Origin of the sequence: Polaribacter sp. KT 15 (assembly GCF_900143115.1) — a bacterium.
GTDB lineage: Bacteria > Bacteroidota > Bacteroidia > Flavobacteriales > Flavobacteriaceae > Polaribacter > Polaribacter marinaquae.
In genome coordinates this window covers 1,297,130-1,309,139 of record NZ_LT670850.1, presented here as the reverse complement: position 1 = coordinate 1,309,139, position 12,010 = coordinate 1,297,130, and the positions used below count along the sequence as shown (strand labels likewise).

The 12,010-nt window shown below is 31.1% G+C and carries 7 protein-coding genes; 6 read left to right on the top strand and 1 reads right to left on the bottom strand.

All coding sequences use genetic code 11. The features are described 5' to 3' along the window. The first annotated feature begins 15 nt into the window (after positions 1–15). The 5 genes from rhaT to B5464_RS05930 all read left to right on the top strand — a co-directional run bounded on the left by rhaT (position 16) and on the right by B5464_RS05930 (position 9,207). Complete coding sequence (rhaT, locus tag B5464_RS05950; protein ID WP_079737610.1) at positions 16–1,068, top strand: L-rhamnose/proton symporter RhaT; 1,053 nt, start codon at positions 16–18, stop codon at positions 1,066–1,068. Positions 1,069–1,158: 90 nt separating this feature from the next. Then, positions 1,159–3,717 (top strand): T9SS type A sorting domain-containing protein, encoded by a 2,559-nt coding sequence (locus B5464_RS05945; RefSeq protein ID WP_079737609.1) that lies wholly within the window; start codon positions 1,159–1,161, stop codon positions 3,715–3,717. A gap of 24 nt (positions 3,718–3,741) precedes the next feature. Further along, positions 3,742–6,609, top strand: coding sequence for an alpha-L-rhamnosidase (locus tag B5464_RS05940; protein WP_079737608.1), 2,868 nt, complete (start codon positions 3,742–3,744; stop codon positions 6,607–6,609). Between the two features lie 65 nt (positions 6,610–6,674). Beyond that, a complete protein-coding gene (locus tag B5464_RS05935; protein ID WP_079737607.1) occupies positions 6,675–7,619 on the top strand; it encodes a T9SS type A sorting domain-containing protein in 945 nt (314 codons plus the stop codon). A 1-nt stretch (position 7,620) separates the two neighbouring features. Beyond that, positions 7,621–9,207: a sulfatase gene (locus B5464_RS05930; protein ID WP_231963658.1), complete on the top strand. Its 1,587-nt coding sequence runs from the start codon at positions 7,621–7,623 to the stop codon at positions 9,205–9,207. Here B5464_RS05930 and B5464_RS05925 read toward each other — a convergent pair. Beyond that, entirely contained in the window at positions 9,204–10,082 is an 879-nt protein-coding gene (locus B5464_RS05925) for a hypothetical protein (protein ID WP_079737605.1), read from the bottom strand. The two genes, B5464_RS05930 and B5464_RS05925, sit on opposite strands and share 4 nt — an antisense overlap. 179 nt (positions 10,083–10,261) lie before the next feature. On the opposite strand from B5464_RS05925, the gene B5464_RS05920 reads away from it, so the two are divergent. After that, positions 10,262–11,977, top strand: coding sequence for a sulfatase (locus B5464_RS05920; protein WP_079737604.1), 1,716 nt, complete (start codon positions 10,262–10,264; stop codon positions 11,975–11,977). Positions 11,978–12,010 lie beyond the last annotated feature (33 nt).

Genomic DNA, 12,010 nt, shown 5'->3' with positions numbered 1-12,010 from the left:
ACTAATAACAAAATTATGCAAGCAATTTTAGGTCTTTTATTTCATTCATTAGGAGGTGTAGCAGCAGGTAGTTTTTATATGCCATACAATAAAGTAAAAGGTTGGTCTTGGGAAACCTACTGGATGTTTGGAGGTATTATGTCTTGGTTAATTGTGCCACCCATTGCAGCTTATTTAACAGTACCAGGTTTTGTAGAAATTATTGCATCAAGCTCGAATACTATTTTAGGAATTACCTTTTTAATGGGATTATTTTGGGGTGTTGGTGGTTTGTCTTATGGTTTAGGAGTGCGTTATTTAGGAATGTCTTTAGGAAACTCCGTAGTTTTAGGATTTTGCGCTGCTTTTGGTGCTGTTGTACCATCTGTTTATTATAATTTTAATCCTCAAGAAGGTAAAACTTCGTTTACAGAAATGATATCTTCTACTGGCGGACAAGTTGTTTTACTCGGAGTTTTGGTTTGCCTTTTAGGTATTGCGCTTTCTGGAAAAGCAGGAATGCTAAAAGAAAAGGAATTATCAGAAGAAGAAAAGAAAAAGAGTGTTTCAGAGTTCAATTTGGTAAAAGGATTAATTGTTGCAATCTTATCAGGAATTTTAAGTTCCTTTTTTAGCTTTGGTATAGAAGCGGGAAAGCCTTTAGCAGATGCTGCTGTTGCAGCAGGATATGACCACTTGTTTGCTAATAATGTAACCTTTGTGGTGATTCTTTGGGGTGGTTTAGCTACGAATTTAGTTTGGACTACCATTTTGAGTATCAGAAATAAATCGTACAAAGATTTCACAAATAAAAGTACACCAATCCGTAATAATATTTTATTCTCTGCATTAGCAGGAACCATCTGGTTTTTACAATTTTTCTTTTATGGAATGGGTGAAAGTAAATTAGGAAATGGAGCAAGTTCTTGGATTTTACATATGTCTACTATTATTTTAACTGCCAACCTTTGGGGAATTTATCGCAAAGAATGGCAAGGTGTTACCCAAAAAACAAAATGGACCATAACATCAGGAATTGTTGTGATTATTTTATCCGTTGTTTTGGTGGGTATTGGAAATTCTATATAAAAATAAGTAATCATAATACATCAGGAGACTACAGGATATAATCAAAATTTTAAACGGTTAGTTTTGAGAAGTTTGATACCCATAAATGTAATGATGAAAAACCAAAAGTTTTTAAAGCATAATCTCCTTATTTTACTGAGTTTTACTTTTGTAGCCTTTACGCAAGCTCAAGTAAAATTATCTACTGATTTTACAAGTGAAAACGATAAAAAACTTCCTATTCACAATGTTTGGAATACAGCAAATAGGATAAGTCCAAAAAGTGGTTCTAATATTCGTAAAGGGCTTAAAATGAATATTGTTAGGATGATTGGAGGAATTAATAAAAAAGTAAATGGTGAAAATGTAAAAGATTTAGATTTTGATCCTTGTTTATACGATTCTATCAATAATAAATATGTGTATAGATGGGATCCTTTAATAGAAAGATTAAATAAAGTAGTCAATTCACAAACAGAAATTTTACAAATTGCTTTAGATCAACCACCTTGGGCTTTTCAACATGGATATACTTTTATTCCTGAAGGGACAAGAGATAATGTTAACTTTCGTGAAAATGAAAAAATATCCATTTATGGAAATTCTTTGCCTCCTGCAGATAAACAAGCCTATCACGATTTTATAAAAGCGTTGATGATAAAATTGGTAGAAACCTATGGAGAAGAACAAGTCTTAAAATGGCGTTTTAGAGTAGGTTCAGAAATTGAAACACCAGATCATTGGTTTGGTACCAAACAAGATTTTATAGAACATTTTGCAAATACAGAAAGTGCAGTAAGAGCTATTTTACCAAATGCTAAGGTTGGATTGCATACTAGAAATCCTGGGTTTTTATATAAAAATGGAACTATTTTAAACTATAAAGGAGAGCCTTATGCTTCTTTTATAGACGATCTTATAGAGTATAACGATGCTAATAATATAAAATGTGATTTTTGGGGATTATCAGATTACATTATTATAGATAATAGTGCTCTTAGAGATATAAATGGAAAATACACCAAAAATTTTGAACCATTAATTAATAACCCTAAATGGAATCCTGAAACAACAATAGATATTATGGAATATGCTACTGTTACAACTATGAAGGGTGCTGATGGAAAAGGATATATAACTTGTGAAACTTCACATAGAGAAATCGTAGAATTGATTTTTTCGAATACCTTTTATAAAAATAAAGACAAAGGTTTAGAATTTATTTATAGATGGGGAAATAGAACAGTTAGTGAAAATCCAGATGGAATAAAAGAATTAGATGCAATGCAAGGTTTAGTTCGATACGAAACTAGTATTTCAGGAAATCCTAATACATCCACAAACGAGTTGGATGCTATTTTTGTAAAAAGCGATGCAAAAGATGAGTATGATGTATTAATTTATAATTACAATAGTAGTTCTATTGCTTATAAAACGAATGAAACTGTAGAGGTTTCATTTTCTACAGATTTACCAGTAGGCACAAAATTATACTACAGAAGCAAATCTTATGGAAAAGAAAATAACAAACTCCAAAATTTTTTAATCAATAATGCAAACTATGTAATGAATGGTTTTGATTCGAAAGGAAATCCAAATCGCACCTTAACAGAGGCAGGTTTTACTGCATATCAAAATTATGAAAATCCAAATCCTCACCAATTTACAGAATGGAAAAGTATTGCTACTAAAGCAAGAACTGATGGTGAGTCAGGATCTGAAGTAGAAATATCAACTGAAATTGGGTCTTTTGCTTTTGAGAAATTTGAATTTAGACCAGAAGCCAATTTTGTAGAAGCTATTACTCCGGCAACTTTTATTTGGGCTACCACTCAAGATTTTTCTGCTTGGTCTGCAGTTAAAAATGGAATGACTATAAATAGAGATAATGATAAATTAAGTGTGAATTTTTCTTCTGATGTTTCTTGGCCAATGTTAGCCGTGACAGATGTTAACATCAATGCGAATTTGTATAGTACTTTAAGAATTGTAGTTAAAAATAGTACAGACAAACCAGATCTTCAAATGGCACCAAATGCTCCAGGTACAAGTTTTGTGTCTGGAAGAAAAAAAGAAACAGTACCTAATGATAACCAATGGCATACTTTAGATTTCGATTTAACAAATTGGGGATTATGGACAGATACAATCAATGAATTTAAATTTTATAATAATTTTAGTTCTGGAAGTATTGTTTTTGATAAGATAGAATTTATTCCAAATAATTCAATGACGCATTCAATAACGCTTAGTAAAGAAGGTCAAGGTCTATTAAATTTTGGCAGTGGTACTGCACTGAATGGACAAAAATTGAGTTTAATTGCTGTTGCCAATGAAGGTTGGACGTTTGAAGGTTGGGAAGGAGATATTACAAGTACAGATAATCCATTAGAAATAACAGTAACATCAGATTTAAATATCAAAGCCATATTTTCTAATGGTCAATTATCTGTTGGAAAAAATAATTTTGAAAAGATAGTCGTTTTTCCAAATCCTAGTAGTGATGGTGTGTTTCAAATAAAAAATCAAACACCTAAAAGTTGGCAAGTTTATTCCATCACAGGAAAAAAAATAATTGAAGGGAAAGGAAATATTATTGATATTTCTGCTAAAGCCAAGGGTATTTATATTCTAAAAATCAACAATTTTTTTGTAAAACTACTTTACTAAAATCAACAAAATAAAATTTACCAAATGATAAAAAATCAAACATTATTATCAATTATATTCTTAGTCTTTATTTGTGTTTCATGCAATAAACCTTCAACTTCTAGTTCTATTGTTTTTGACAAGTTATTGGTTAATACGCAACAAAATCCATTAACAATAGAAAGTATACAGCCTTTATTTTCTTGGATTGTAGATGCAGAAGGTTATAATAAATCACAATCTGCTTATCATATTTTAGTAGCTACATCCGAAGAAAATTTAAATGAAAATGATGCTGATGTTTGGAATTCTGATAAAGTAAAAAGTGATAAATCAACGTTTGTAAAATACCAAGGAAAGCCTTTAAAAGCGCTTCAAAATTATTTTTGGAAAGTAAAGATTTGGGATGAAAAAGGAGCTGCATCAAATTGGTCTGCTGTTCAGGAGTTTGAAATGGGTTTAATGGATAACAAAAACTGGGGCGACTCTAAATGGATTACTTTAAATAAAGATACCAGAACTTCTGCTTATCAATTTAGAGATTATAAAACAGGCAGAATGAAAAATCAGCCTGCAAAAAAGGTAAAAGGTTTTGCGGCTAGTTATTTTAGAAATGAACTAAAGATTGATAAAAAAATAGAAAATGCCCAAGTTTATATCTGCGGATTAGGATATTACGAGTTGTTTTTAAATGGAGAAAAGGTGGGCGATCATGTTTTAGATCCTGCACCTTCAAACTATAATAAACAAGCCTATTATGTAAATTATGATATTACATCAGATTTAAAATCAGGTAAAAATGCATTCGGAATTATTTTAGGAAATGGTTTTTATGGTCAAAATATTTCTTGGAAAAGAGATCCAGAATCAGAAAAAGATATGGCTTATGGCCCGCCAACTGTAAAGTTTTTATTAAAATTAAAATACACAGATGGTTCTACAAAAGATTTTTACACGGATGAACAGTGGAAAGAAGCTACAGGTCCTATAGTCTTTAATAATATTTATGGAGGAGATACTTACGATGCCAACTTCGAATTAGGGAATTGGACTTCTGTTGATTTTGATGATACTACTTGGGGAAATGCAAAAATTGCATCACCCAAATTAAGAACAATTAGTGCACAACAAATGCCCGCCATTAAAAAACTAAAAGAGTTAGCACCTACAAGAGTTTTTAAAGGTACAGATGGAGAATGGATTGTAGATTTTGGGCAAAACATTGCTGGTTGGGTAAAAATTAATGTAGAAGAAAAAAAGGGACAACTCATAGATATTATTACTACAGAAGCACTTTTAACAAACGGAAAAGATATTTTTAAAGGCTCTACAGGTGGTGGCGCTAATGGAATGACACAAGTGTACAAATACATTTGTAAAGGAAATGATTTAGAATCTTGGGAACCAAAATTTAGTTATCACGGATTTAGATATGCTAAAATTAAAGGAATTTCTAGAAAGCCAGATGCAGATATGATTAAAGCAGTTTTGGTAGCTACAGATATTCAAGAAACAGGTAGTTTTTCGTCTTCTGATGCGCTGCTAAACAAAATGCATGATATTAGTAAATGGACAATTGTAGACAATTTACACGGAATTCCAGAAGATTGTCCTCATAGAGAAAAATGTGGTTGGTTAGGTGATGCACATGCGTTTTGTGAATATGCGTTGTATAATTATGATATGTACGATTTCTATAAAAAATACATGGAAGACATTAAAACACAAATGCGACCAACAAAAGGACATAACAATCCTGAATTAAAGTTTCAAGTGCCAACAATGATTGCTCCTGGTAAAAGAACATCAACTTATGCAAAAATAGATTGGGGTGTTGCAACCATGTATTTGCCTTGGTACAATTATAAGTTTTACGGTGATGATGAAATCGTAAAAGACTATTATGAACCAATGAAAGGATTGACCGATTTTTACCTAAACTTTAAAGGAGAAAACGGAATTATGCAAGATGGAATGGGAGATTGGTGTCCGCCACTTTGGGATAGAAGAAAAAACCCAAGTGCAATGGAATGTGATCCTATTATTTCTGCAAATGCCTATTTTTATGATGTTTTAGGAATTATGGAGAAATTTGCAAAAATGAATAATGATGCTGCTTATGAAGCGAAAATGAAAAAAGAAAAAGAAGCGTTGTTAAAAGCCTTCAATCAACAGTTTTTAGTTGATATTCCAAACACAAAACACAAATGGTATCAAAGTCAGACAGCAACTGTACAGGCTTTACAATTTAATATGGTTCCAGCATCAGAAATAGAAACTGTTGTAAATGGTTTAGTGTACAATATTGTTGAGGTAAAAGGAGGCCATCACTCTACAGGAATTCATGGTAACAGATACATTTATACAGTGTTGTCTAAATACGGAAAAGCAGATTTAGCGTATCAAATATTAACAACACCAGATTTTCCAAGTCAAACTTATGTAATGAATTCAGGTTTCACAACATGGCCAGAGCGTCAGTTTATTTGGGAAGAAATGGAAGGACCATCAAACTCTTTAAACCATCCAATGCACAGTGGTTTTGCTGCGTATTTTTACGAGTCTTTAGGTGGTATTCAATCATCAATAGAAAAAGCAGGATTTAAACAATTTATCGTAAATCCAGAATTTTCAGGTCAGATTTCAAGTACAAAAGTATCTGTACCTACTCCGTTTGGAAAAATCAAAAATAATTGGACTTCTGAAGATGGTTTATTAACAATGAATTTAGAAGTACCTTTTAATACTGAGGCTAAAATCATTTTAAATAAAAACGAGTTTGAATCTTTAAAAATAAATGATACATCTTTTGATGCTTTTAAAGATAAAAATAATGTTGTCATAGCAGATAAAACAAATATACTTTTAGGTTCTGGAACCTATAAAATAAAATATCAAAAATTATCAAAGTAAAGCATTATACAACAGGATGCTTATAAAATAAGCAAAACTTATTTTTGACTTTATACAAAAGAATTATGAATAAATTTTTTTTACTTTTTACCTTATCATTCGTTTCAATTCAATTGTTTGCACAAACAGCTACATGCGATGGTACATTACCCTTTGAAGAAAAAGATGGTTTGTTAACAATAGAAATGGAATCTGGAATACTAAACGATGACAGATGGAAAATAGCAACAGAAACATTTGAAGGAGAAGAAGTAACCTATTTACATTGGACAGGAAATGAGTCTTTTAATGCACTTTCTGGTGCGCCAATTGTTTATAAAATAAAAATTAATAATCCTGGTACGTACAGATTTGCATGGAGAATGAGAGTTGGTAAAGGTACTAGTAAAGGAGAGCATAATGATGCTTGGTTAAAGATAGATGGAGAAGATTTTTATGGAATAAAAAACGGTGCCAAAGTTTATCCAAAACCATATTGTAATTCTAGTGCAGATTTACATTGTGCAGAAGGAAGTTCTACAGAGAATTTTATTAAAGCATTTGGTAATCGTTTAGATTATGGTTTTGTAACTAATACCAATGATGGAGATTCTCATCGAGTTTTTGTCACTTTTAATGAGGCTAAAGAGTATACAATTACTATAGATGCTAGATCTTCTTATTTATTTATTGATAAAATGGTGTTACATAGAAATAGTGTTTCTAGTACAACTGCTTTTAATTTAAACAATCCTGAATCTACGTGTTATAATGCATCATTATCTACCAATGCTATTAAAAAAAAAGAATTAAAAATTTATCCAAATCCAACTAAAGGAAAAATAGAGATAAAAAATATTCCAAACAATTCAAAACTTACAATTTCTAATATTTTTGGAGCTATCATCAAAAAAATAGAAACAAAAGAATCTTCAGAAATTATTGATATGAGTGATTTAAATAGTGGTGTTTATTTTATTTCTAATGATGATAAAAATAATAGTTTCACAAAAAAAATTATTAAAATTTAAGTTGATAAAAGCACAGGTTTACGTTTTCTTATTATGTACAGCTCTTATTTTTAGCTGTAACAAAGAAGAAGAACAAAAACACAAAAAACCAAATATTCTATTTATTCTTGTTGATGATTTAGGATATCATGATCTAAGTGTTACAGGAAGTAAATTTTACGAAACACCAAATGTAGATCAACTTGCAAATCAAAGTGTAATTTTTACACAAGGTTATGCAGCTAGTAGAGTTTGTAGCCCTTCTAGAGCCAGTATAATGACTGGTAAATTTACTGCACGTCATGGAATTACAGATTGGATTGGAGCAAAAACCGGTACAAATTGGCGCAGTAGAAAAAGGTATGATAAATTATTGCCAGCAAATTATGTTCAGAATTTACCAAAAGACGATATTACTATTGCAGAAACTTTAAAAAGCAATGGTTACAAAACTTTTTTTGCTGGTAAATGGCACTTAGGTAACAAAGGTTCGTATCCAGAAGATCATGGTTTTGAAATTAATAAAGGAGGTTTTCATAGAGGAGGTCCTGCAGGTGGTTTTTTTAGTCCTTGGCAAAACCCGAAATTAGAAAACAAACAAAAAGGAGAAAATCTTACCATACGTTTAGCCAAAGAAACTGCCAATTTTATCCAACAAAATAAAGATTCAACCTTTTTTGCTTTTTTATCTTTTTATGCAGTGCATGCACCTATTCAGACTACAGAAGTAAAATGGAAAAAATACAGAGATAAAGCAGATAGTTTAGGCATTGCCAAATCTGGTTATAAAATGGAACGCGTTTTACCAATTCGTAAAGTGCAAGACAATTCTATTTATGGAGGTTTAGTAGAAACCATGGATGATGCTGTAGGAATCGTATTAAAAACTTTAAAAGATAATGGTCTAGATAAAAACACCATTGTTGTTTTTACTTCTGATAATGGTGGTGTGGCTTCTGGAGATAATTTTTCTACAAGTAATTTACCTTTAAGAGGTGGAAAAGGCTACCAATGGGAAGGTGGAATTAGAGAACCTTTTTTCATAAAAGTTCCTTGGTTAAAAAGTAAAGTAACAGAAACAAATTTCCCAGTAATTCATACCGATTTTTATCCAACGTTTTTAGATTTAGCAGGTATTGCTCTAAAACCAAAACAGCATATAGATGGTATTAGCTTAAAACCTATTTTAGAAGGAAAAGAAATCAATACAGATAGACCATTATTTTGGCACTATCCACATTATGGTAATCAAGGAGGAGAACCATCTTCTATAATTCAACAGAATGGTTGGAAATTAATTCATTATTGGGAAGATAATCGTTTGGAATTATTCAAGTTGCCATCAACTGAAAAAGACGAACAGAACGTAGTTGCAAAACACCCAAAACTGGCAAAACAACTTCATAATAAATTGATGAGTTGGTTACACGAAGTCGACGCTAAATTTCCTGAAAAAGACACAGAATACGATAGTATAAAAGACGCAAAAAGAGATTTTAATATTATCAACAAAAAATTAAAATCCTTAGAAAAAAATAGATTAGAAATACTTTCTAAAGATTTTAAACCCAATGCTAATTGGTGGAAAAGTAAAATTACAAAAGATTAATTTTTCTTTTTAGGACCTCTTTTAGGTTCAGGATTTTTTGCAATAAAATCTAATAATATTTTTTGTACATCATCAACAGTTCCTTGTTTTAGACCATTGTTTTTGTTGGCTCCAGTAATCCAATATAAAATCATTCCAGCATCAGAGCAATCCCATTTTCCTTTTTGAAATCGAACAACATCATCTACTTCTGCTAATTTACCAAGTGTCCAAATTAATTGAATACGCGAATCAGAATGGTTTTTAGCCCAATTCCATTGTGCAATAGGTACTTTTAATTTTATATTTTGATCAGGAATTCTTACTTCTTCTATTCCAAAATCTAAAATTTGTTGCCATGTATAAAAATCACCAGCATTATCATTTGCAGGATGATGCGTAATTACTTTTATAAATTTGTGTTTTTCTTTAGGTGTTTTTTGCAAAGCAAGCCCTATAATATCTGGTTCGCCAGCTTCAATAATCCATAAAGGATCATTTTTTGTTGACGCATTTATTGCCCAAGCTAAATCGTTAATAGTTTCTTCCTTTTGCCAAATAGCATCAAAAAAAGTTAAATGTTTAAAACCTGTCCAACGTCTTGCTGTCATATCACAAGCTATTTGCATTAAATGATGACGTTCTTTTTCTGCTTTTTCAGAAATACGATCATCCCTAACCAAATCACAACTATGAGAATAATGTACCAATCTGTCTTCTAAACCAGCAGATTTTAACAAAGCAATAGTTATGGCGGTTCCACCTAAGTCATCAGGGTCAGGAGAATTTCCATCAGCAACAATAGCAATTCTTCCTTTTGGAGGATTGATGGTTTGTGCTGTAATTTGATAGAAAGAAAATAATATTGAAAATGCAATTAAAACATTTTTTTTCATCGTATTGTTTATTTAGATGTTTAAAAATAATATCATCTTATCTTATAAATACCCTGTAGTATCCTGTCATAGAAGATGTTTCTATAAATAATAACTTAACAATCGGTACACTACAAGATACATAAGAATTACTTAATAACTAATTTGCAAAAGAACATAATACAATAAACCTATAGAATATGAAACAGTATATTTTTTTAATTCTAATTACAGTTTTCTTTATAACTAGTTGTAAACAAGAAAAAATTGCAAATAAACCACCCAATATTCTTTGGCTGGTAACAGAAGATATGGGACATTATATACCTTCTTTTGGAGATTCTACAATCGTTACTCCGCACTTAAGTAAATTAGCTAAAGAAGGTGTAGTTTATCCGAATTTACATTCAACTTCTGGTGTTTGTGCACCTAGTAGAGCTGCAATTGCAACAGGTATGTACCCTTCTAGTATTGGCGCAAATCATATGCGAACAACTTCTTATAATGATGTAATTGGTATTCCTAAATACGGCGCTGTTCCGCCAGCAGAAGTAAAAATGATAAGCGAACTACTTCGTAAACAAGGTTATTATTGTTCTAATAATTACAAAACAGATTACCAATTTAAACCACCAGTTACAGCTTGGGATGAAAGTAGTCCTTACGCACATTGGAGAAATAGAGGCAAAGATCAACCATTTTTTGCAGTGTTTAATTTTACTGAAACTCACGAATCTGGTTTGTTTGAACCTTATGGTTTTAGAGAAATAGAAACTAGACATTATTATTCGGGTGATAGAAATTATAAATGGAAAGGTTTTGGAAAATCGCATGCTAAAAACAGAATGACAGAGGCTGAAACTCCTGTGCATGTATCAAAAAACACTAAATTTAAAATACCACCTTATTTGCAAGACAATGAAGTTTCTCAAAGAGATTTATGGAAATTGTACAATAATATTGCAGAAATGGACAAACAAGTTGGTGCTGTTTTAAAACAATTAGAAGACGATGGATTATTAGACAATACGATTATTTTCTTTTATGGAGACCATGGCGGACCAATGCCAAGAGAAAAAAGACTGATTTACGATTCTGGTTTAAAAACACCAATGATTATTCGTTTTCCTGATAAAAAAAATGCAGGAATCAAAGATGGGCAATTGTTAAGTTTTGTAGATTTTGCACCTACTTTACTTTCTTTAACAAAACAAGAGCCAAAAGAATACATGCAAGGACAAGCGTTTTTGGGAGATTTTAAAGCAAAAGAACGAAATTATATTCATGCAGCTGCAGATCGTTTTGATGGTTTTACTGATGCAATTAGAGCGGTAAAAGACAAACAATTTAAATATATTAGAAATTATAGGCCAGAACAAGCGTATTACCTTCCTATTACTTATAGAGAAAAAATACCAACAATGGAAAACCTGTTAATCTTAAAAAATGAAGGTAAATTAAATGAATTTCAAATGCAATGGTTTAGAGAATCTAAACCTAAAGAAGAGTTATTTGATTGTTTAAATGACCCTTTTGAGCTGAACAATTTAGCAGAGAATCCAAAATACAAAGAAAAACTGATAGAGCTATCTAATGAAATGGACAGATGGTTATCAGAAATTAAAGACACTCCAAACTTACCGGAAAAAGAATTGGTAACTAAACTATGGAATGGTAAAAAAACAAAACCAATTACTGAGGATCCAGTTGTTCAGTTTGAAAATAATAAAGTAAAAATTAGTTGCGATACAGAAGGAGCATCAATAGGTTATAAAACAAACCCAAAAGCGAAGAGTTGGAGTGTGTATTCTAAGCCTTTTAGTATAGAATCTAAAGAAAATTTATTAGTGAAGGCCCATAGAATTGGTTATGTGCCTAGTAAATCTATTCAAGTTAACATTGCAGATTTAAAATAAATAAGAGCAATTAAAAACAACTGTTGTGCATTT